Raw genomic sequence first — 20,167 nt, 5'->3', positions numbered from 1 at the left:
TGTTAAATCTCCATGAGACGGATGGTGCAGAGGTAAAAGTCGGCAGGCAGTTCGTGCCCATCGCGGTACTGGATCACAGGACGGGCCTCAAAACCGCCGTCCTGGTGACGGAAGATGACCTCCCGAGCCTCGCCGCGAAGTGTAAGAGTCATGGTTTTGCCGGGTACTGCGGCCCAATTTCGCAACGCCGTCACGTCGGCGCGCGTCATCCACGCGCTGCTGTCGCTCTCCGGCTCCAGCGTGATGGGTCGCCCCTTGACCCTCGCCGCCGCCTGGACGATGTACGCGCCCGTGATCGTGCGGTCGGCAGTCTGCTCGACCGGGTTCCAGTTGTTCTCGTCGGACCAGAACAGGTCTGGGTTCAAGGTCAGTGTGGTCGTGCCATCGGCCAGGGTGAGGCTCATGCTGCGGTTCCTTGTGAGGTTTCAAGTGCGCGAAGCACTGCGAGAGTTTCACGTGACTGCGTGGGGTTCAGTCCGGTGATGGTTCCGAGGTTGCGGCCGCCGAGGTTGACGGTCAGGTTCCCCCCGCTGCTGACGCCACCGCTGCTTGGGCGCCCACCCGAAGGGCTGCCGCCTGGCGTCGTCGATCCCCCACCTGCGGGTGTGGTCGCCGTGCCGCCTGGTGCCGGGCCTGTGTTGAGCAGCTTCGCTTCCAACTCCTGCAGTTGCCGGCGCATGTCAGCCACCTGCTTGCTGTAGTTGGGGTCTCGAATCTGCCCACCCTGACTGGAGATGAACTTCAGCATCTCTGCCAGGCCGCGAGCCTTGATGGCGTCTGGGTTGCCGATGTTCTCTTCGCCGTAACGCCGGGCGATGTCGCGGTCTACCTGCTCTTGGGTTTCCCCGGCCATCACGCGCTCCCCTGCGGTGTTCAAGGAGTAACCTTCCTTGTCCACGTTCAGGCGCTTGCGGCGGGCTTCGGCCAGTTTTTCCTCGGCGGCGGCTTCTCGTTCCAAGATGGCGATCTGCCGCTCGCTGTAGTCGGCGCTGAGTGTGTACTGCATGAGCATCTTCGCCATGGCGTCGGCCTGGCGCTCGCTGGCCTCTGTGACGTTGCCTCGCGCGGATGCCTCACTGCCGAGGTCGTTGGTGGCCTGCTGCCGCAGGCGGTTCTCTTCTTCTTTCAACCGGATGAGTTTGTCCGCGCCATCCAGTTCGGTAAGGGTTGCCTTCTGCAACTTGATCTTTAGGTCCAACTCCCGCACCAACAGTTTGTAGTTGGCGTCACTGGCTTGGAGCTTCAACTTCTCGTTTTCGAGAAGTTTGATCTGGAGTTGTGCCTGTACCCGGTCGATCTCGATTTTGATCTTGGCGACCTCGATCTGCTTCGCCATGGCCTCGCGCTCCAACTGCATCGCCTTGGTGTTATCCCCACGAAGGCGAGCGATGTTGGCACTTGCCTGTGCAATCTGAATGTCCACGGAAAGTGAAGCCTGTTTGGTCTTCAGCGTGGCGACTTCTTCTGCCGCTTGCAGGCGCAGGTTCCGTGCCAAGTCATTCACGGTGTCTTTGTACTTGGCCGTTATCTCGGCCAGTTTCTGGCGCACAGCCGCGACTTCCTCGTCAGTCTTTTTCCCGTTGATGTTGAGCTTTTCGTACTCTTGCAAGACGAGGATGAGCCGATCCATTTCGGCGCGGTACTCGGCCATCTTGGCCGACTGGTCGCCGTATATCTCAACGGCCAGTTTGCGCGCCGCGACTTCCTGTTTTGCCGCCTCCGTTGACGCCTTGGTCTGCTCGACCTCGGACTGCTTGGTCTTGATGAGTTCGCGCAGCTTCTGCGTCTCTTTTTCCTGCTGATCCGCCGTCGCCTTGTCGGCTTCGAGCTTGGCCTGCTGTGCGACCAACTGTTGCTCCAGGATTTTCAGCTCTTCCTGCTTCGAAGCCGCGACCCGCGCGCTGGCAAGTGCGTACTCTTCCGCCGCTTGGCTGGCTGCCTTCAGGACGCCCTGTTCATCGCCTCGCAACTTCGCCAGCGCCACCAGGGTCTCACCCTCTTCCTTGCGCGCTTTGGCGACGCGCTCCAGGTTCAGCGTCTCGTTCTCCTGCTCTTTGATCAGCGTGGCCGTGGCAATAGAGAGTTGAACGTACTTCGCAGCCGCCTCTAGTGTGGCGTCTCCATTTAGCTGCGCCGCGATGGCTGCGAGCTTCTGCGAGTTGGTCAGGCCGTCGGTCGAGGTGATAGTCTCTTGGACTTTACTGGTCAGTTGCGTCGTGGCGGCGCTTGTCTGAGCGACCCCCTTGATCGTCGCGTCGAAAGCCTCGGTCAACTTGGACTGGCGATCCGCAGCCTGTCCCCAGATTTCACTCAAAGCCTCCATGGGGTTTGTCCATGTGGCGATGGCTGCGACCAAGGCTCCCCCAGACCGGATCAGGCCCGCCATTAATTCAAACAGGGCGTTGAGCGGGAGCAGTACCGATCCTGCCGCCAGGCCCAGACCGCGCAACCCCATGGTCAGGATTTCCAGCCAGCCGGCGTCACCAGCGTTTTGGGCGGCCAGTGTGAAGGCGTTCTTCAGGCGCTCCCACGTGGGCACCAAGCCTTCTGTCTCGCCGTGCAGTTCCTGCAGACCCTTGGTGAACGACGGGAAGAAGTCGCGCGCTGCCAAGTTGCCTGACTCCACCAGTTTGACCAGTTCGGCGTCGGTGATTCCGAGCCCCTTGGCCGTCAAACTGAGCGCACCAGGTAGGGAATCCCCTAATTGCTGTCGCAGCTCTTCCATGCTAACGACGCCCTTGGACGCTATTTGACTGAGTGCGTCCAGGGCCAGGGACGTGCGCTCGGCGCCGAGGCCCAGCGAGCCTGCGGCGCGGGTCAGCGAGGCGAACAGCTCGTTGCTCTGCTGCGCCGGTACGTTGGCCGACTTCATGGATGCCGAGAACTTGACGAACGAGTCGCTGAGGCCGCCCACCCCCACGCCGCTATCGTTGGCGGTCTTGCGTAGGAAATCCAGTTGGCTGGCGACGAGTGCGGTGTCTTTGTAGACAGCGTTCATGGCCCGGCGGAACGTGTCGAGCTGCACGACCGAGGCGATGAACTGGCGACCCATGTCCTTGACGCGCTCCACAATCGCGCCCACGGCGTCCGCGATCAGGTTGCCGGCCGCAATCTGGCCCAGCGAGTTCTTGAACAGGCCGGCCGCCTTGTCGGCGGTGGTCAGCGTGCCGGTCAGCTCGCGGATTTCCCGCTCCAGCACCTTGATCTTGTTCTCGCCCGCAGCAAAGGCGCCGGAGAGCTGTGCACCCGTCTGCCCGGCAGTGGTCGCCAGGGTTGCCATCGCAGCGCGTGTCTCGGCGATTTCCTGCTGGACGGCCTGCACCGAGCGCACGCCGAGCGTGCCGAAGGCGTTGTCGATGCGCTGGGCAGCCTTCTGGGCTTCGTCAGCGGTCTGCTTGACCTGGGTCTCGGCCTGCTCCAGCGCGTTCTCCCAGAACTTGACGTACTGGGCCGCCTGCAGCAGTTTCTGCGCTTCGGTGGCCTGCTTCTCGAAGGCGTTCTGGTTGGCGAGTTCACGCTGGGCCGCAGCCAAAATCTCGGTCTCGCGGGCCAGTTGCTGGGCGGCGTGGGCCGCGTTGACCAGGGCCTCGGCCTCTTTCTGCCAGGCATCGTTGGCCGCAGCCGCTTCGCGCTTTGTGGCCGCGTACTGCTCCGTGGCCCGCGCCGCATCGCGCTGGGCCAGTGTCTCGGCCTGCAGCGCCGCTTGGCCGCGTGCCAGCAGGTCTGCAACTGCCTTCTCTTCGATGGCGAGCAGGCGGTTGGCTTCTGCCATCTCGCGGAGCGCTGCGTTGCGCGCGTTTACGGTCTGAACGCCAGAGTTGAAGATCGCCTGCAGCTTGCCCTCAGCCGCAGCTACGTCTGCAGTGGACAGCCCCAGCGCCTCGGCCGCCGTGGTCGCCTGACGTAGCGCCTCGTTCTGCTTGTTCAGGGCGGTGTCCAGGCGTTCGACCTGTGCCGCGCTCTTCTTGTACTGGGTCTCCAGTTTGCCTTGCTCGGCCACGGCCGACGAGGCTTCGGCGTTGGCTGCCTTCTGGTTGGCGCGCAGCGTTACGAGTTCGACGTTTGCTGCGTTCTGAGCTTTGACCGCATCGGCCAGTTGGTCGCGGTAGGCTGCAGTGTTCTTCCCGGCCGCGTCGTATTCTGCCTTCAGGAGTCGCAACGCTGCCGTGGCCTCGGCTTGCGTGCGCTGACCCTTCAACAACTCGGCGTTGGCCTCGCTCTGCCGCTGGGTGGCCTTAGCAGTGGCATCACGCAACACCTCCAGCCGCTCGGCCATCTGCGCGGCGCTGTCGGCGGCGTCCACTTGGCGCGCGGCCAGCTTGTCGGTTTCCTCGCTCAGTTCCCGGAACGTGGTCAGCGCTTGGCTCTGCTCGCCCAGGCGGCCGATCTCGTCGGCGAGCTTCTGGAACTCAGGCGCCGCTGCGCCGCCGTCGCGCCCGAGAGCTTCAACCGCCTTCTGCAGTTCCTTGATACCGTCTTCACCGAGGGTCTCAACGCTCAGTTTGAGGGTTACATCACGATTCGAAGTAGCCATGGTGTCTTTCAGGGCTGGTCAGGCCAGTGGCGGTTGCCTTTGCGGATGTTCTCGGCTTCAGGCAGGACTTGGAGGTTGGCTTCGCAGTGCAGGCCGCGCACCGTCTTACCTTGCAGCGGTACGATGTGGTCCACGTGATACCACTCCCCAGTGAGCATGCTCAGGCCGTCGGCGGCCTCATAGAATTCCGCGATCTTCTTTTGGTCGGCCCATGTTGGGGTTGCTTGCAAAAGGGCCGCGCGCCATTTCGCCGAATGCATCGCCATCACGCCCGGGTTGGCGTCCCGCCACTTCTTGAAGATGGCCTTGGACTTTTCCAAGTTCGCGGCGCGCCAACGGCGCGACTTTTCATTATGGCGATCAAGCATCGACGCGCGACGGGCGTCGGCCTGTGCCTTGCGCTTCGCGCGGTTTTTCTCTTCCAGCGCGCGTCCCAGTTCAAGACGACGCGGGGCATACGCCGCGCGACTGATCGCGCGGAGTTCTTTGCGACGCTCGGCGTTGTTCTCTTCGTACCGCTTGGTGTACTCCGCAGCTTTTTCCGGGTGCTTCGCCATCCACTCGCGGTTTGTCGCCTTCGAACACTCTTTGCACCGGGACTGCAGGCCCGAAGGATTCTTGGTGGCTTTGTAGAATTCACTAGGGGTCTTGGTCAACCCGCATCGGGTGCATTTATGCATGACGATCCTTGAATGAAAAAACCCGCCAGGCTGAAGGCGCGTGGCGGGTTTGGGCTGCGGGCGGGCCCGCCACACCAGCAGTGCTTAGGCCACGGGGTCTTGGATCAACACCTCGTACGGAGCGTCCTTGCCGACCGGGGTCTTCAGTGTCCCCGTCAGGTTTACGTTCCCGAAGTCATCCGCCAGGAAGTCAAACTCGCTGTCTGGCGCCAGGATGGCTTCCCAGATCGTTGCCGTGCACTGGGTGCCGTCAGCTTGGTTGATACCGTCGAAAATGATTTCAACGCGAACTTCTGTGCGGGTGGAGCCCTTAACGTTCGTGCCCGTGGCACCGCTATGTGCGCAGGTAATGAAAACGTGGTCGTTTACCGCCAGAGCGCCCCCGGCCAGCGCCATGATCCAGCCCATGGGGCGGTTCAGTTTGTAGTCGGTGCCTTCGATCAGCGTGGCGCCACCAGTGGCCGCGTCTTCAACGGTAACCAGTGTGGCGAGATTCTTTTTGCCGATGGGGAGCCATGTGCCCACCTGTGTGACAGTCAGGTCGTAGCCCGTCAGCGTGCCGGAGGCTTCGGTGAACGCGGCAGAGGTTCCGAGGAAGGCCATGGTCAAGATGTCGCCGGTAACTTCCTTAAGCGCCATGGAGAACTCAGACGGTTGGGCGATGTTCACGCTCTCCAGCACCTGACCATAGTCATACCGGCCCTTGCTGGTCGATTGGATCGTTTCGACGCTGGGGGTGATCGAGAGACTGTCGGCGTAGATCGGCCCGACAAGACCTTGCTTTACGCCGTCCACCATACGGTTAAAGTAAACGTCGCCAGCGCCATTGAAGCTGCGTGCTGCCATGAGAAACTCCTTGAGAATGTCATGCCGCACTCACGGCAAGATCGGATTACAACGCTCGCAGTGTCATCGCACAGGGCGAATCGACCTCTGCGGCACAATTTCGGACTCAGGCTTCCAGCAGGTTCTCGGCGAACACCACCGTGATGTGCACGACGGCGAACACAATGTTCTTGCCATCGGCGCGGGGGCCGATGTCCTTCCCCCGGTAGCTCAACTTCGCTACGCGGCCGTTGGCCCCGCGCGCACCGGCAATCGGTCGTCGGGCCAGGTCGCTGGAGAACACCGCCTTCTTGATGTCCTTGATCGCGTCGTGCGCGGCATCGTTCGGGTTGTCCACGTTGCAGTGCACGTAGGCGCCGAGTACGAAGTCTTGCTCCAGGGTGATGTCCAGTCGGCCGCCGTCGTTCTCCTGCGGGCGGTCCTCACCCTCGATAAGCACGGCGTAGGGCACACGGTCCTCATCGTGCTTCAGGCGGCCCCGGTACACCGTGGTGCCGAGGTCGGTCTTGTAGCCGTTGGCCTTGGTGACGCCCTGCAGTACCGTGGTCAGATACTCGGCGATGTCGGAGGACTTCTTGAAGATGGCGGGGGTGGCGGTCATGGTTCGATGGCTTTCTGCAGCGCCAGGTCAACCTGTGCGGCGAGGGTGTCTTCCAGGTCGTCGGTCACATCGTTCACGATGCGCTCGACCTGGTAGGCGAACAGTTGATACACGGACGGGCCGTAGCGGTGGCGCAACTTGCCGTCGCGCGAACGCGCGAAAACGCCGAAGCCGTTGCCACCGGACTCGGTGCCTCGGTTCAGCGGGAGTAGGAAACCGCGCGGTACAAACCCGTCACTCGTTTGCCCACGGGTCACCTCAACGGTGACACCGACCTGCTTCTGGCCCGACGGGATGCCAAGGGCCTTGTTGCCCTTTCCGGGCCGCCCTTTGTTGTTCGCTACGATCACCGGCTTGGCGTCGTAGCGCCCGAGCACGGTGGTTGCGTTGCGCGCACCGCTGGCCGTGATCGACGCCACCGGCTTGCCGGGTGTGGCGCGCTGGAGCGTCATTCGACGCCGCAGATAATCGTCGGACAGGTTGATACCGGCGATCATCCGGTCGCGCGCCAGATCGTATGTGCGGTCCACCACCTCGTTCAAAGCGGTGACGGACGCGCGGCCAATCTCTTCGCCGCTGGCCTGCGCGAGTCGTTCTCCCAGTTTCACTACCTGGGAGGCGTCGATCTTGAGCGTGTAGTCGCGGGCTTTGGTCATGGCACCGTCGTCTCAATGACGATGTAGCGGCGGGAGTAGCCGTTGTCCTCGATCATGGTTTCGAGGCGGAACGAGCGGCCCGCGTGGGGCCCGGTTCCCGTGAATTTCAGAGAGTCCCCGCCTTTGGGGTTGTGCCGTTTAGCGAGGGTGATCACGTCGCTGTTGGTCACCAGGTCGCCCCGGCTCTGTGCGCGCTCGGCGTCCATACCGACGAGCTGCACGTCGTGCTCGATGTTCACTTTGCAGGGGACCGCACCACGTAAAAGAGCGTCCTCGCCCAGCAGGGAAAGGACGCTCTCCGTCATGCGCCCGAAGACGCTTGCCATTTAGCTCGCGGCCACAGACAGCTTGATGACTGCCTCGGGCAACGAGTTGAAGTGGATCGGGTTGGACTGCGCCTCGCCGATGATGCCCTTGTTGAAAGGCATCGCTTCCTGCTTGGCGTAGAACGGCAGGCCCTGCGTGTTCACCGTCTCCATGTAGTCCGCAGGTGCGAACTTGGACTGGAACATGCCGGGGACACCTTCGGGGTAGGCGTAGGCGATACCGTCAGCGATGAAGTCGCCGGCCGAGGTGCCGCCGTCGTAGACCTCGAAGATCACGCCTGCGAACTCGAAGTCGCCACCGTTCACCTGGTCGGTGCGCAGGTAGGCGCCTTGGTTCCACAGTTCCCACGCCTTGATCATCTTGGTGTTCTGCACCAGGGGGGTGAAGAAGCCCAGCGAGCAGATCACGCGGATGCGACCGAAGGAGCGACCACCCATCTTGGCGCGGATCATCGACTTGAGGGTGATGATCGAAGCCTTGGGGTCGCCGTTGGCGGCCACAGCGATGTTCCAGAACTGGGTCTGCTGGGTCATGCCGAAGGCGTCGTACACGTCGAGCAGCGTGGAGCCGTCGGCGTCGGTCACCAGACCCTTGAGTGCGCCGACGCGCATGTTCTCGTGGGTCAGGTCCATGCTGGCACGCACGTTGGCGAGCTTGCGCTGCACCAGTGTGGCTGCCTGCTCGACTTCGGTCTCGCTGCCGTAGGCGCGGATGCCTTGCACTTCGTCTGCGAGCACCGACCATGAGGCGGGGATGTGCAGAGCGTGCAGAGGGATCAGCTTGCGAGGGCCGAGGGCGACAGGCTCACGCACACCGCCGCGGGGGGCGGTGGGCAGCAGCTTGATGCTCGACCCTTGGCGTTCGATCATGAACGAAGTGGTCGAGATGCCTTCCTCTTGGAACAGACCCTTGTCGCCCAGTTTGGTGGGCACGTCGGGAATGTCCGTGATGGTGCTGGACAGAGACGTAACGCTGAACGCATCGTCCTGGAAAATGTCGAGGGTTGCCATGTTTCTTGTGCTCCTGAGTCGAGAGATGAAAGGCTCAGAGAGCCGGGGTGGAAACGGTTGGCAGGCCAGCCGTGCCGCGCACGATCAGACCTTTCTTCGCCAGGTCGGTCTGGCCTGCCGCGTCGAGACCCGTGAGTTCGAAGCGGTTCAGCTCGGCGTCGCGCACGAAGCCCACTGCGTCGGAGTCGCCGGTCTTGGCGGGCAGCCAGTTGTAGAGCACCGCGTCAGCGGGGCCTGCGGCGCCGTTGGCGGTGTAGGCGATGTACTTGCCGGAGCCTGCAGCCACGGTGATGGTCGCGGTGTCGCCAGCCACTGCGGGGGTTGCGCCTGCTGTCAGCGTGACGCCGACGCCACCCTTGCTGAAGGCGGCACCCAGCGTGCCGGTGCCGACGGTCTTGCCTTCAGGGTCTTCCACCGTGAACTTGGTGGCTGCGGTGAACTCGATCACGTAGACGCCGGGGATGGCCGCAGCGCCGACAGTGATAGTGCCCGCCGTGGGGTTGCCAGTTGCGCCGGCGTCCATGGCGAAGGTGCCCTCGCCTGCGTCGCCCGAGCGGGTCAGCAGGGTGCCGGAGGCCAGCGCGGTGCCCGATTGGGTCACGACGATGTTTTCACGGCTGCGCTGGTTGGACGCTTCCGAAATGATCACCGCTTTGACGCGCGGCGTGGAGAGAAGAGAGGTTGCCATGGTCAGTTTCCTTTGCGAGAGTTTTGCTTGCGTGCCGCACGCTTTTCGTAGACGGCTTTCGCCGACAACACCCCGGACTGGCCGGCGGTTTGGGACCCACGCGCCGGAGGCGCGTTGTTGGTGTGCTCATCGGCCTCGGCCATTGCCTTGATCAGCGCGGCGCGCACGTCCTCTACGGACTGGTTGGCGCGGATGGCCTTGGCGGCATCGTCCGGGCGCTTGGCAACGGCGCAGAGCGCCACAATTTCCTTGGCCGCAGTGATGCGGGTCTTGGCTTCGTCCAGCGAGGTGCAGGCCACTGCGAACGTAGCGGCGTAGGCCTGCAGGCCAGCGGTGATTGCCAGGGCTTCGATCTGCTTGGCGACGGGGGTGTCTGGCACCGCGGGGTCGATCACAGGGTCGATCACAGAGTCGATCACAGGGTCAACAACGGGGTCAACCACTGGGTCGGCTTCCGCCTTGAAGATCGCAGCCACGTTGGCGGGCAGGTCGGCGCGGGCCAGGTCGAACTTGGCCGTGGCGCGGATGTCGTCCAGAAGCGCAGTGGCGAAGCCCAGGTCCAGGCATTCGTCAGCGGTCAGGTACGTGTCCTTCGCCATGATTTCGGCGGCCTTGGCTTCGTCAGCACCCATGCGGTCCATGTAGATGTTGCGCAGAGAGCCGTCCACCTTGTCCAGCCAGTTGGCCGCGTCGCGCATGTCTTCCGAGGTGCCGGCTGCGATGGTCGAAGCCTGGTGCACCATGGCGAACGTGTTCTTGGGCATCTCGCGCTTGTCGCCTGCGAGGGCGATGATCGAGGCGATGCTGGCTGCGATGCCGGTCACGCGGGTGGTGACGGTCTTGCCGTCCTTGGCCCAGGAGCGCAGCATGTTGTAGATGCCCAGGCCGGCCATCACGTCACCGCCAATCGAGTTGATCTCGACCACCAGTTCGTTGCCTTCGACAGCATCCAGTTGGGCACGGAAATCTTTGGCCTGGGTGCCCCAGAAGCCGATTTCCTCGTCTAGCGCCAAGACCGCGGGCTTTTTACCCGCCTTGGCTGTGAATTTGAAACAGGGGCGCATGCGCAGTCCTTTGCTGAATGCTGCGCATTGTGTTGATCCCTGCGTTATTCACCTCTGCGGCACAATTTCGGACGACGCTCTCAGGCCAGTTCGGCAGGACGTGTTTCGGTCTCGATGGGGGCGGCGCGGCGCCAGCGGTGCGAGCTGGTGAGCAGCCCGACAAACACCGTGACCACGAAAAACATACCTGCGGGCGTGGGCCATGTGCCGAAGATGAACGGCTGAAATCCGTATGCGCAGGCGCCGGACAGCAGCAGGGTGTATTTGAGACGGACGAGCTTGCGAATGCCTACGTGCATGACCGACAAGCGGCAGATGCAGACAACCATGATCGCCCCGCAGACGACCGTGTTCAGCAGGGCCCAGAGGTGGGAATTCATCTCAGTCGTCCTTTTTCGGTGGTTGCTCGGTGCCGGTGCGCTTCTCCAGCAGGCGACCCAGCCAGGTCACGAACCACTCGCCGACCTTGGGCCAGCTATTGCCGACACCGCCAACCAGGAGGCCGACGGGGACCAGGAGCCAGTTGGCCTCTTGCCAGCCGAGCATATGCTGAACACCGGATGCAATCGGTACTGTAACCAACAAAGCGGTGCAATTGAGTTTCAAAAAGTACCAGAGGCCCTGCGCGCGGGTCATCGGCGGGCAGCGCCCAAGGCCCCAGCCAGCCCCCGTGGTAGCTGCAAGGATGATGACGGCGTAGGGGCCAATCACCGCACTGAGTTGAGCCCCAAAGATGGAGGCCAGCAGCACGGTGAAGGCCGCAGTGGGGTCTAGATGTCGCATGGGTGGCGATTGTCGTCGGAAAATGTGCTGGTGGACTGCGGGCTGGTTTCGGATCAGATGTGATCGCCGCTCGGGTCGAACTGGTCGAGGTGCTGTTCCGCCCAAACGGCGACAGCCTTGCGCCAGCCGGTGCTTGTCTCGTTGTGGCGCTTCAGTCGGGCGGTGACAGTTCCCTCGCGCGGCAGTTCACCCAGAAGTACCGTGAGCACCAAGGTGTTTGCCAGAAAGTCCAATAGCAGCCCGACGAACAGCACTGGGTATCCGAACATTTTGTTCCAAAAGGTCAGCGTGCCGGCGTCCTTGGCGCGCTTGAGCGACATGACCGCGAGGAAAAACACCCACAGTGCGTAGAGCAGGAGGAAGGCGTAGACGGGGAAAAATAGGAGGTGGCTCATGGCAGTTGGCTCCTGAGTGCTGCGCTCTGTTCGTCCAGGGTTTTCAGACCCGCGTAGCCCTTGTTCTTGGCACGCAGATACTCAATGGTCAGCCCCATGGCAACCGCGCGTTCTTCAGCCAGCGCGATGATCGTTTCGCGGGTGATGCGCGGCATTAGGTGCTGGTCTTCCAGCGCTTGGATGCGCGCGACGATTTCAGCCTGACGCTCTGCAAGCGTTGGTGGTTCAGGCGGCACATATTCGGCCTCGACCTGGGCGAGTAGTGCCTCGTACTGCGGGGCGTCAGCGCCAAGGTCTGCGCGTAGCATGTCCATTTGGCCGTTGCTGTAGGCGTGGCACTTGATGACCGCGCCGCTTGCATCAACCCATGTTGCTTCGAGGGTCGCGGGGTCGTTTTCGTAGCGGATTGGTTGTTTGATAATCATGATGTAGAACCTGTCCTTAATTGGAAATTGATTACAAGCTCCTCTGAAAGTGTGCCGGTGGATATATTTGTCACTCTTACACTAAAAACCCCGTTTCCAGACCAATTAAGTTCAATCCTATAATTAGATGGATCAGGGGCACCGGAGTTGTATCCCCCGCAAACATCAATTAAACTTGTGGATAAGGCGTATGAATTACTCACGCTAAAGACCACAGCCGCGCCTGCCGATAATGCAGAACTGTTCATAGTTATCTGCCCGTTAGGTTTGTTAAGTGTCACGCCGGTGGTTTTGCTGGTTGCTTGAGTAACTGTACCTCCTGCTCCCGTGCCGTAACCCAGCGCGCCACGCAGCGCGAGCACATCACCATTCGTCCCCAAATGAAGCGTAGTCCCGCCTGGAGTTTCAATATTTATCGGGAGCGATGCGCCCGTTCCTATGGCTGTAGAGCGCAGCCGCGCGGTACTGCCGCTTATGGAAAAATCAAATTTAGCTGCGTTTGTCGGGTCGGGTCCGTTGTAAAGTGAATACTCTGAATAACCACCGGCCCCACTTGGCATCGCCCCCAATACCGTAGCGCCGTTAGTCGTACTCGTCTGAAACATCGCTCGGCTCGCAACGGTCGCGTTACTGAAATCCGCAGTAATACGCCTACCAGTTCCCGAGAAATTTACATTGCCTGCAATATCACCACCGGTATTATCTAACTTTTTGGTGTCCAGCTCGTTGACCTGCGCTTGCAGCTTGCCCAGAGCAACCAGCACCGTGTCTGCAGCAGTGATCACCGCGTTCGTCGCAGTGCTCAACCCTGTGAGCGCGATCCCACGCACCCACGCCGCGAGATTCGCAAACGTCAGCTTTTTGAGGACGTTGGACGCAGCGCTGTCAACAATGCCCAGTTCATCGGCATCGACCGGGGTTGCTTTGCTGGTGGCGGCGTGAATCAGCGCAGCCACATCACCAGCACCACCCGTGGCCCCGGTTGCTCCCGTGGGGCCTGTGCCGCCAGTGGCACCAGTTGCACCCGTTGGCCCTGTAGCGCCGTCAGCGCCATCATTCCCCGTCGCCCCAGTTGGCCCGGTGGCGCCGGTACTGCCAGTTGGGCCGGTCGCTCCATCATTGCCTGTTGCGCCTGTTGCGCCTGTTGCGCCTGTTGCGCCTGTTGCGCCTGTTGCGCCTGTTGCGCCTGTTGCGCCTGTTGCGCCTGTTGCGCCTGTTGCGCCTGTTGCGCCTGTTGCGCCTGTCGGACCTGCTGGCCCAGTGGGGCCGATGTGCTGCGCCCATTCAACCGGGGCGAGCCCGGTCAGTACCCACTCGGTCTTGTCGCTCTCCTGGTAGAGATACTTGCGCACGTCCGTTTCGGTCGGCGCCAGCGCCAGGCGCTCGGCCTCGTCCGCGACGACCCAATTGTGGGGTGCGTGAATTTCCCCAGCGGGTATGAGTTCGTGTTCCATCAGCTTGTTACCACCACATATTGACCGTTGACCGTGACGGCTTCGCCGTTGACTGTGACCGCGTTGGTCGGCACTTCACCTGCCTGTAGAACCACGCGCACGCGCATCAGAACCCCGCCCCGAACGATGACCATCTCGTCGTCGGGCACGATGGTGTCGGCAAGGGGGAAGTCGCCGGGGTTGACGGAGCCACCACCTGTGGATGCGTTGACGTACACGCCACCGCCGGTTCCAGCCTTGCCGGGCTTGCCTTGCAGGTCAACCCACTTGCCCCACCGACCTTCAGTTTGTTGGAACCGGAGTTTGGTGCCTTGCCATTCGTGCTTGGGCATAGGGCCCATCGGCCCGCGCTCGCCGTCTTTACCGGGAGCCCCATCTCGGCCAGGCTTTCCTGGGGGACCGTCCCTGCCGCGAGGGCCAGGGTCGCCACGCAGGCCAATACCGTCCTTGCCGTCCAGCCCATTCTTGCCGGGTACACCGTCTTTGCCGGGAGGGCCGGGCTGCCGGGCGAGATTGCTGACCTGAGCGCGCAGGTCACGGACTGCCTTGGCGAGCAGGGTGAGGATGCCGCGATCATTGCTGTCCACCTTCGGCCCCCTCGCCGAGCAGGTCGAGAATTCGGTTCTGTAGCGCCAGGGTCTGCTCGGCCGTTGGGTCTACCGGAGGTGGCACTGGCGCAGGTGGCGGCGCCTTGGCGGCAGCCGCGCGTGCGCGCAGCGCGTCGGTCTCAGCCTCGGTGCGCTTGAGCAGCGCCAGGTGCATCTCCCGCTGCTGGGCCTGCGTGGGGTTGGGCGGCGCGCTGTATTCGTCGTCGTCAATGCCGTCCTCTTCCGGGTCATCCTCGCCCGGTGCAGCAGGGACACCCATTGGGTCCACCCACAGACCCATCTCCTTCTCGCGGTCCATGTCGACCTTGCGCTCTTCGTCCACCGTGTCGGCGTCGTCACCGCGCTCGCCGATGACACTGGAGCGGCTGCGGAAACCGTTCGTGACTTCCGCTGCCTTGCCCTGCACGTCCTGCACGGGGTGGATGTAGGCCCAGCCGTGGGGTGCGTGCTCTACGCGAATCACGTCGTCGTACTCGGCCAGTGTGATCTCCCCGGCCAGCAGCGCTGCGTCAGCGAACCACTCGATCACGCGCTGGCAGAACATCGGGATCACGATCTGCCACTGGCGCTGCTCGGCAAAGCGGCGGAAGTCGTTGATCACGACGCGCAGCGTGCGGTCGCTGACCTCGCGGATGTCGCCCGCCATCAGCTCGTACGGCAGGCCAGCGCCCGCCGCCGTGCCCAGATGGGTCGTGCGCATGTAGTCGCTGTAGTTGGTGCCGGCCTCGGGAGGGTTGGACCACTCCATCTTCTGGCCGTCCTCCAGCTCTTGCACTAGGCCGGGCCGCAGCGGGACCAGCGGCTCGGGGCTCACACCGTCGGTCTCGTACGGCGTGCCTGTTAGCGCGCCGTTGTTCGGGTCGTTCGGGTCCAGTGGGGGCAGCGTGCGCGAGATCGTGGCGACGAACAGGTTCGCCAGCTTCTGGCGCTCCAGCGTCGCGTCCTCGTAGTCCACGGCGTTGCGCTGCTTGACCAGCACCGAGGCCATGGTGGGCACGCCGCGCAGGGCACCGGGACGGTCGGGCTCGAACATGTGGATCATGTCTGATGCCGCCACGCGCACCAGCGCGTCGGGGTCCATCACGCCCATGAACCCCTTGTCGCCCGGGTGCTGTTTGTAAACCCAGTACGCCACGCGCTTGCCGCGCTTGTTCAACTCGATGCCGGAGCGGATGACGTGGCCGACAGGCAGGCCCTTCCACTGGTCCGCGTCCATGAGCGGCACCATGTCGGCCTCCAGCAGTTGCACCTGCATGGGCACCGCGAGGCCGTCTTCGTCAAGGAACCGGGCACGACGGCGGGCGAACACCTCACCGGCGGCCAGCCACGACTTCACGGCCAGGGTCTGCTGGCCGTAGCCGTCGAGCACGCAGTCGGCGTCTGCCTTCTTCACGAAGTCGTTCCACAGGTCCGTCAGTTCCTGCTTGCGTGTCTTGCTGGTGATGCGCTTGAAGCGCGGCGTGATGGCGATGCCGACGAGGTTGGTGGCCCACTTCTGGGTGACGCTCTTGGCGCTCCAGTCGTTGCGCACCGCGTCGTGCGAGCGGTTGCGGATCGTCTGCAGGCCAGCCATGGCCGTGTTGGGGCCGCTGGAGGGTGGTGTCCAGCCAGCGAGGCGGCGGCCCTGCCCTGCGGCGTCGTAGCGGTTGGTGAACGTGCGTGCGGCCTGGGCGACCGGAGTCTGCTCAGGCTGGGGGTTCTTGGGTGGTCGGCCGATCAACTTGCCGTTTGCGCTGTACCGAGCCATCAGTCGTACCCTCGACCTGCGTAGAACGCATAGGACTGGCGGGGGCGCTGCGGGCTTTGTGCGGCCAGTTCCTTCTTCATGTCGTCCCGGGCCTGGATCAGCGACTCCGGCGTTCCGTAAATGACCGTCTGCCCGCCGAGGGTGACGGATCGAACGCCAGCCGCAATGGCCGCGTTTAGATTGTCGATGTCTGCCTGGGTGACGGCCATGGTTGATCCGATATGCGAAATGATCGGCATCATCGGCGAGGTGGCGCGAAAACGGCCTGCGGCACGATTTCGGAAAAAAGAAAGACTTTCTTTTTACGGAAAGTCTTTTAAAAGGAGACGCTGATGGCGGCGTCTGCTGCTGAGACAAGTCGATGGTGGCCGTGTTTGGTTGGTCAGACCCGCGCTGAACCCCGGCCACTGGGCGCCACACTGCGAGAACCACCTCGCGGGCATTTAGCACCATCGAGTCTGCAGTCTGGTGCGCTCCCCCAGGATCGCCCAGAGGCCAAACTGCAGGCTTGCTAGTTCCCGTCTCTCCGGGATGTCACGTAATTACCTCACGGGGCCTACCGCACCAGTACGTTCGGTGCTGCTACTGCCGTGACAGGATCGCGTACTCGCATGCTTCCGGCGATCATCCCTTTGCCGCCGTCGAAACGGCGCGCTGCGCGGGAGAGATGTTGAAGAATGACCCAGCTCACATGAAGCAGTGTTTACGCACCACGATCACAAGGTTTTCGCATGAAAGTCAGTTTGGCGAGGCGCTAACCCTCGGCCGCTGGGCCACCTTCAAGTGTGACGCCTGAACATCAACTCCGGGGTACTACCGGAGGTTGTCCCTTGCGGGTGGCCCTTTCCGGCCAGGTGTCACACTTGAAGGCCCTGCTCGCGCAGGCTCCAAGTTCGGGTCGCAGGGAGTGTTGGATGGCGCGGACATCACCCCGTTGTTAAGGGAGCTTTTACTACAGCACCACGTGGTGCGAGAGTGCCTTTGTTCTCACTTTTTCACTGTGCGACCTTCAAGTGAGAGGCCGATTTACGGTGCTACGCTGCCTTGCGTGAGAATGGCAGTGGCACCTTCTTATCAGTCTCTCGCTTGAAGGCCCTGCTCGCGCAGGCTCCAAGAATCCGTAGGTGGATCAGCCCCTTCCCCTTTCGCGTTTGAGAGCGCGCCGGCTTAGGGTCCGACCGGAGGACCGTTACTGGGTGTAACCCAGCCTCTTCGTCACCGAAATCTTCCAGTTGGTTTGAGAGCCTTTCGACTTTTAAACTCCGGCCACTGGTTGCGCTGGCCTGGTTCGTATTATCGCGTTTGCGAAATAAAGGTCAAGGGTTTTTAAGCGCAGGCCCGTGCCATTTTGGCATTTTTGCGATTTGCTGAGCGCGCAGCTTGAGTGCTCGCAACCCAGTTCATCAAGCCGCGTCCGTAGGCGCCTGCCTGACGCTGCTGGGACGTGCGTGTGCCGTCGCCAATGGTGAAACGACGACCTGGGCCGCGTTTGGTGTGGCTGGCCGAGCGCATCTTGCCGTAACCTGGCAGGCCCACGTTGGCTACGCCGAGGTGCTGCAGCAGTTGGCAGGCCGTGTTTGGGCCACTGGCCTTGACGCGGTACGCCTCCATGCTCTGGGTCACCTTTTCAGATGCTGCACCAAGAGCAGCAAAAGCGGCTGCCTTGAGGGACAAAGAACGGGGCTCGGACGGTTGCATATTTGCCTTTCAAAAAGATCGTCGGACTGACGTTGTTGCGATGTGTGTAATTTAGCAAACGCGCAAGAAGTCGTCAAGCGATTTCAATACTGCGCCACCGCACTTCGCCGTGGCCTGCGCACAGGCCGGAGTACGCGCACTTCTTCTGCAGGTGGTAAGGCGATAACGCTGTTTTCCTGCGCTGCTCGGCGATCTTCGCGCGCCACGATCTCGCTGTTGCGGTCGAGCGGCGCCAGCCATGGCTGCACGACGTTCCAGTCCTTGATCTTGTCGAGCTGCATGCGCAGCATACCCGCCATCATCATCCGGCAAAGGTCAAAGCTCTCGTTGCGCTTGCGGACCTTCTGCCAGGTGCCGTTCTTGCCGCGCACCTCGGCCTCCAGCTCGTCAAAAAACGCCTGTGGCAGCCAGCCGTCGGGGTTCTGTGTGGGGTGTTTCGGCTGAGGGAAGTGGTAGAAACCCGGCCCCGGCATGGTCCGACGCAGGCCCGCCGCCACCATGTCCGACAGCAGGTTCGGGTTGCAGATCAGCAGAGGGATGTCGCCCTTGGTCCCTTTGCGGCCACTCACTAGGGTCTCCCGGATGATCGGTGCCTTGGGCTCGGACGCACCCTTGTAGAGCGTGACGCGGTGCGCATGTCCGGCCTTGCGCACGCGCCGATACCAGGCGTAGGCGTTATGGGTCACGCCGTCCTCGCCCCCGGTGTCCACCGTGAGCATGCGGATTTTGATCTCTCGGTTGGGGTCCGGTGTCTTCCACGTGGCGTCGAGCAGCTTGTCCGTCAGCACATCCCAATCTTCAGGAAAGCTGGCGGGGTCGATAGGGGCAAACTCGCTTCCCATTCCGGGCCTTTTCGAGTGTTTTATCTCGAAACGATCCACCAACCACTGCTCCATGTGCACGCCGACGGCGTGGAGTTGCACCACGAAGCGCGCGTTCACCCCGCCCTGCACGTCCACGGAGGCCGAGAGCATGCGTGTCTGCTCGGGTACCTGGTAGCGGATCAGGTCGTTTTCAGCGCGGTCCTGCGGTCGGGCACGTCCTGATTGGGACTCCTTCAGGTGCCGCGAGATGTACGGCATGCCCTGGTCCACGTTGATCGCGTTCTTCAGGGCCTCTTCCGATCCGCTGAGGGCATAGTGGCGCAGGCCCTGCAGGTGGCGCACTAGGATAGAGCGCCACGGTTGGAACGCCGCCGCCACGCCGCCCAGCCAGAACCCGGCGATGGAAGATGTCATGCCCTCGCCCACCAGTTCGTCGTCAACGGTCAGTGTCATGCCGTCCCGCAGCCACCGGCCGTTGGCGTTCAGAGCCTTCTTCTGGTCGGCGCCGTGCAGCGACCCACAGTGGGGACACACGATCTTGGCGTAGTGCTCGGCGAGCTTGTCCAGGTTGGCGCTGCGCACCGTCTCCAGCAACTCGTCGTCCGGGGGTAGGTTGAACAGACCAACACCGGGCGCGGCTTCAAACCACTCGCGGCAGTCGTGGCACTTCCAGTACCACCGGCGCCGGTCGCTGGTGTTGTAGATGCCAACCACTCCGCGCACCGGCGGGGCCTCGTGCGGGGTAGACGGTTTCCAGTTCGGGTCTTCGATGTCGCGCCCGGGGCTGGACTCAACCAGGCACATGCCGCGCGACAGGAAGGTCTGCGTGCGCTTGAGCCCCAGCGGGAACGGCGCGCCCTCGCCGCCCACGTCGTCCGGCATACGGTCGTAGTCGGTGAAGGCCACGTAGCGATAGGTGGAGCCGGACAGGTTGCTGACGGTGGGCCAGCCGATCTTGAGCCACATGCCGTGGCGAAAGCTCTTGTCGAACGTGTTGTCGGCGTTGGCGTTGCGCGAGACGAGCGCAGCCAAGTCCGGGCTGTGGCGCAGTGCGCGGTCCACGGTGGTCTTGGAGAACTCGCGCGCCTTCTCTTGGGACATGTGGATGATAGCCATGTCGCCAGGGTCGTTGACCACGGCGTGCGCCATCCAGCCGGTGATCAACCCCTCGGTTTTCCCGCACCGTGCTGGACCGACGAAGGCGACGGCCTCGTGCCGGCGGCTCGCCAGCGTGTCGATTGGCTCGCACATGTAGGGTGTTTCGGTGGCCGACCATGGGGCGGTGGTGCCGCCGGTCTGCTTGACGATCAGCGAGGCGGCCGCGCCTTGGCTGACGGAAACCCGCTTGGGTGGTCGGAACGCTGCGTGAGGGGAGAAAACGTCCTGTACCGCTTTGGTGAAATCGTCTGCCACTCAGCCTCCGAACAATTCGAACTCTTCAGCCAAGGTGTTCAGTGCGTCGTCAATCGTCTTGCTCACCGTTTCGCAGGTCTCCGGTGCCACGCCCTCGCGCCGCTCCAGCAGGTCGGGGATTGAGCGCAGGGTCTGGGCGATGGATGCGAACGCGGTGGCGCAGGCTTCGCGCACAGCCTCGCGCTTCACGTACTCGCCCTCCTTGATGCGGTAGTCCAGCTCGACAGTCTTGGCCGTCCATGCCTCCTTGCGCGCCCGGGAGACGGCGTACTCAACCTCGCCCGCGTCCTCCAGTTCCTTGCGCACCTGGTCCTCGAACACCTTGGGCTTGCGGCCAGCGTTCTCGCGTTTGCCGCCCAGCCGGGGCACGTCGATCTCGATGCCTTCGACGTATTCGCTCATGCCAAAGGTGCC

The 20,167-nt window shown here is 62.7% G+C and carries 22 protein-coding genes; all 22 read right to left on the bottom strand.

Features of this window, described 5'->3' with window-relative positions; translation table 11 throughout:
- Positions 1-2 precede the first annotated feature (2 nt).
- On the bottom strand, positions 3-404 hold the full coding sequence (locus tag DU506_RS17160; RefSeq protein WP_114488110.1) for a hypothetical protein: 402 nt from the start codon (positions 402-404) through the stop codon (positions 3-5).
- Positions 401-4,534, bottom strand: a complete 4,134-nt coding sequence (locus DU506_RS17155; RefSeq protein WP_114488109.1) for a tape measure protein — start codon at positions 4,532-4,534, stop codon at positions 401-403. The genes DU506_RS17160 and DU506_RS17155 overlap by 4 nt, the downstream gene beginning before the upstream one ends.
- Positions 4,535-4,542: 8 nt before the next feature.
- Positions 4,543-5,214 carry a hypothetical protein gene (locus DU506_RS17150; RefSeq protein WP_197181641.1) on the bottom strand — a complete coding sequence of 224 codons (672 nt, stop codon included), beginning with the start codon at positions 5,212-5,214 and terminating at the stop codon, positions 4,543-4,545.
- 84 nt (positions 5,215-5,298) lie between these two features.
- Positions 5,299-6,060, bottom strand: a complete 762-nt coding sequence (locus DU506_RS17145; RefSeq protein WP_114488107.1) for a phage tail tube protein — start codon at positions 6,058-6,060, stop codon at positions 5,299-5,301.
- 106 nt (positions 6,061-6,166) lie between these two features.
- Positions 6,167-6,661, bottom strand: a complete 495-nt coding sequence (locus DU506_RS17140; RefSeq protein ID WP_114488106.1) for a hypothetical protein — start codon at positions 6,659-6,661, stop codon at positions 6,167-6,169.
- Positions 6,658-7,317, bottom strand: coding sequence for a phage tail protein (locus tag DU506_RS17135; RefSeq protein ID WP_114488105.1), 660 nt, complete (start codon positions 7,315-7,317; stop codon positions 6,658-6,660). The genes DU506_RS17140 and DU506_RS17135 overlap by 4 nt, the downstream gene beginning before the upstream one ends.
- Positions 7,314-7,643: a hypothetical protein gene (locus DU506_RS17130; protein ID WP_114488104.1), complete on the bottom strand. Its 330-nt coding sequence runs from the start codon at positions 7,641-7,643 to the stop codon at positions 7,314-7,316. The genes DU506_RS17135 and DU506_RS17130 overlap by 4 nt, the downstream gene beginning before the upstream one ends.
- Positions 7,644-8,654, bottom strand: a complete 1,011-nt coding sequence (locus DU506_RS17125; protein WP_114488103.1) for a major capsid protein — start codon at positions 8,652-8,654, stop codon at positions 7,644-7,646.
- 34 nt (positions 8,655-8,688) lie between these two features.
- Positions 8,689-9,342 (bottom strand): head decoration protein, encoded by a 654-nt coding sequence (locus DU506_RS17120; protein WP_114488102.1) that lies wholly within the window; start codon positions 9,340-9,342, stop codon positions 8,689-8,691.
- Positions 9,343-9,344: 2 nt separating this feature from the next.
- Positions 9,345-10,406 (bottom strand): head maturation protease, ClpP-related, encoded by a 1,062-nt coding sequence (locus DU506_RS17115; protein ID WP_114488101.1) that lies wholly within the window; start codon positions 10,404-10,406, stop codon positions 9,345-9,347.
- Positions 10,407-10,486: 80 nt separating this feature from the next.
- Positions 10,487-10,786, bottom strand: coding sequence for a hypothetical protein (locus DU506_RS17110; protein ID WP_114488100.1), 300 nt, complete (start codon positions 10,784-10,786; stop codon positions 10,487-10,489).
- 1 nt (position 10,787) lies between these two features.
- On the bottom strand, positions 10,788-11,189 hold the full coding sequence (locus tag DU506_RS17105; RefSeq protein ID WP_114488099.1) for a hypothetical protein: 402 nt from the start codon (positions 11,187-11,189) through the stop codon (positions 10,788-10,790).
- A gap of 53 nt (positions 11,190-11,242) precedes the next feature.
- Positions 11,243-11,584 (bottom strand): hypothetical protein, encoded by a 342-nt coding sequence (locus DU506_RS17100; protein WP_114488098.1) that lies wholly within the window; start codon positions 11,582-11,584, stop codon positions 11,243-11,245.
- A complete protein-coding gene (locus tag DU506_RS17095; RefSeq protein WP_114488097.1) occupies positions 11,581-12,009 on the bottom strand; it encodes a hypothetical protein in 429 nt (142 codons plus the stop codon). The genes DU506_RS17100 and DU506_RS17095 overlap by 4 nt, the downstream gene beginning before the upstream one ends.
- Positions 12,006-12,965 carry a hypothetical protein gene (locus tag DU506_RS21740; protein WP_197099305.1) on the bottom strand — a complete coding sequence of 320 codons (960 nt, stop codon included), beginning with the start codon at positions 12,963-12,965 and terminating at the stop codon, positions 12,006-12,008. The genes DU506_RS17095 and DU506_RS21740 overlap by 4 nt, the downstream gene beginning before the upstream one ends.
- The gene (locus DU506_RS22000; protein ID WP_268877338.1) at positions 12,953-13,297 is read right to left on the bottom strand and encodes a hypothetical protein; all 345 of its coding nucleotides are present in this window, start codon (positions 13,295-13,297) and stop codon (positions 12,953-12,955) included. Before DU506_RS22000 ends, DU506_RS21740 begins: the two co-directional genes overlap by 13 nt.
- A gap of 165 nt (positions 13,298-13,462) precedes the next feature.
- A complete protein-coding gene (locus DU506_RS17085) occupies positions 13,463-14,050 on the bottom strand; it encodes a collagen-like protein (RefSeq protein WP_114488096.1) in 588 nt (195 codons plus the stop codon).
- Positions 14,037-15,818 carry a phage portal protein gene (locus DU506_RS17080; RefSeq protein ID WP_181870799.1) on the bottom strand — a complete coding sequence of 594 codons (1,782 nt, stop codon included), beginning with the start codon at positions 15,816-15,818 and terminating at the stop codon, positions 14,037-14,039. The genes DU506_RS17085 and DU506_RS17080 overlap by 14 nt, the downstream gene beginning before the upstream one ends.
- Positions 15,818-16,027 carry a phage head-tail joining protein gene (locus DU506_RS21735; RefSeq protein WP_181870798.1) on the bottom strand — a complete coding sequence of 70 codons (210 nt, stop codon included), beginning with the start codon at positions 16,025-16,027 and terminating at the stop codon, positions 15,818-15,820. The genes DU506_RS17080 and DU506_RS21735 overlap by 1 nt, the downstream gene beginning before the upstream one ends.
- 1,117 nt (positions 16,028-17,144) lie before the next feature.
- Complete coding sequence (locus DU506_RS17075; protein WP_114488094.1) at positions 17,145-17,429, bottom strand: hypothetical protein; 285 nt, start codon at positions 17,427-17,429, stop codon at positions 17,145-17,147.
- Between the two features lie 170 nt (positions 17,430-17,599).
- Entirely contained in the window at positions 17,600-19,753 is a 2,154-nt protein-coding gene (locus tag DU506_RS17070) for a phage terminase large subunit family protein (RefSeq protein WP_114488093.1), read from the bottom strand.
- The coding region (locus tag DU506_RS17065; protein ID WP_114488092.1) for a DUF1441 family protein at positions 19,754-20,167 on the bottom strand (414 nt) is incomplete at its 5' end.

The sequence above is a fragment of the Vreelandella rituensis genome, from assembly GCF_003336665.1.
Taxonomy (GTDB): domain Bacteria; phylum Pseudomonadota; class Gammaproteobacteria; order Pseudomonadales; family Halomonadaceae; genus Vreelandella; species Vreelandella rituensis.
This window is presented reverse-complemented; position numbering and strand designations above follow the sequence as displayed.

What these genes read in the sequence shown, in the direction of transcription:
- DU506_RS17160 (WP_114488110.1), bottom strand. Translation starts at nt 404, where the DNA reads ATGAGCCTCACCCTGGCCGATGGCACGACCACACTGACCTTGAACCCA.
- DU506_RS17155 (WP_114488109.1), bottom strand. Translation starts at nt 4,534, where the DNA reads ATGGCTACTTCGAATCGTGATGTAACCCTCAAACTGAGCGTTGAGACC.
- DU506_RS17150 (WP_197181641.1), bottom strand. Translation starts at nt 5,214, where the DNA reads ATGCATAAATGCACCCGATGCGGGTTGACCAAGACCCCTAGTGAATTC.
- DU506_RS17145 (WP_114488107.1), bottom strand. Translation starts at nt 6,060, where the DNA reads ATGGCAGCACGCAGCTTCAATGGCGCTGGCGACGTTTACTTTAACCGT.
- DU506_RS17140 (WP_114488106.1), bottom strand. Translation starts at nt 6,661, where the DNA reads ATGACCGCCACCCCCGCCATCTTCAAGAAGTCCTCCGACATCGCCGAG.
- DU506_RS17135 (WP_114488105.1), bottom strand. Translation starts at nt 7,317, where the DNA reads ATGACCAAAGCCCGCGACTACACGCTCAAGATCGACGCCTCCCAGGTA.
- DU506_RS17130 (WP_114488104.1), bottom strand. Translation starts at nt 7,643, where the DNA reads ATGGCAAGCGTCTTCGGGCGCATGACGGAGAGCGTCCTTTCCCTGCTG.
- DU506_RS17125 (WP_114488103.1), bottom strand. Translation starts at nt 8,654, where the DNA reads ATGGCAACCCTCGACATTTTCCAGGACGATGCGTTCAGCGTTACGTCT.
- DU506_RS17120 (WP_114488102.1), bottom strand. Translation starts at nt 9,342, where the DNA reads ATGGCAACCTCTCTTCTCTCCACGCCGCGCGTCAAAGCGGTGATCATT.
- DU506_RS17115 (WP_114488101.1), bottom strand. Translation starts at nt 10,406, where the DNA reads ATGCGCCCCTGTTTCAAATTCACAGCCAAGGCGGGTAAAAAGCCCGCG.
- DU506_RS17110 (WP_114488100.1), bottom strand. Translation starts at nt 10,786, where the DNA reads ATGAATTCCCACCTCTGGGCCCTGCTGAACACGGTCGTCTGCGGGGCG.
- DU506_RS17105 (WP_114488099.1), bottom strand. Translation starts at nt 11,189, where the DNA reads ATGCGACATCTAGACCCCACTGCGGCCTTCACCGTGCTGCTGGCCTCC.
- DU506_RS17100 (WP_114488098.1), bottom strand. Translation starts at nt 11,584, where the DNA reads ATGAGCCACCTCCTATTTTTCCCCGTCTACGCCTTCCTCCTGCTCTAC.
- DU506_RS17095 (WP_114488097.1), bottom strand. Translation starts at nt 12,009, where the DNA reads ATGATTATCAAACAACCAATCCGCTACGAAAACGACCCCGCGACCCTC.
- DU506_RS17080 (WP_181870799.1), bottom strand. Translation starts at nt 15,818, where the DNA reads ATGGCTCGGTACAGCGCAAACGGCAAGTTGATCGGCCGACCACCCAAG.
- DU506_RS21735 (WP_181870798.1), bottom strand. Translation starts at nt 16,027, where the DNA reads ATGGCCGTCACCCAGGCAGACATCGACAATCTAAACGCGGCCATTGCG.
- DU506_RS17075 (WP_114488094.1), bottom strand. Translation starts at nt 17,429, where the DNA reads ATGGAGGCGTACCGCGTCAAGGCCAGTGGCCCAAACACGGCCTGCCAA.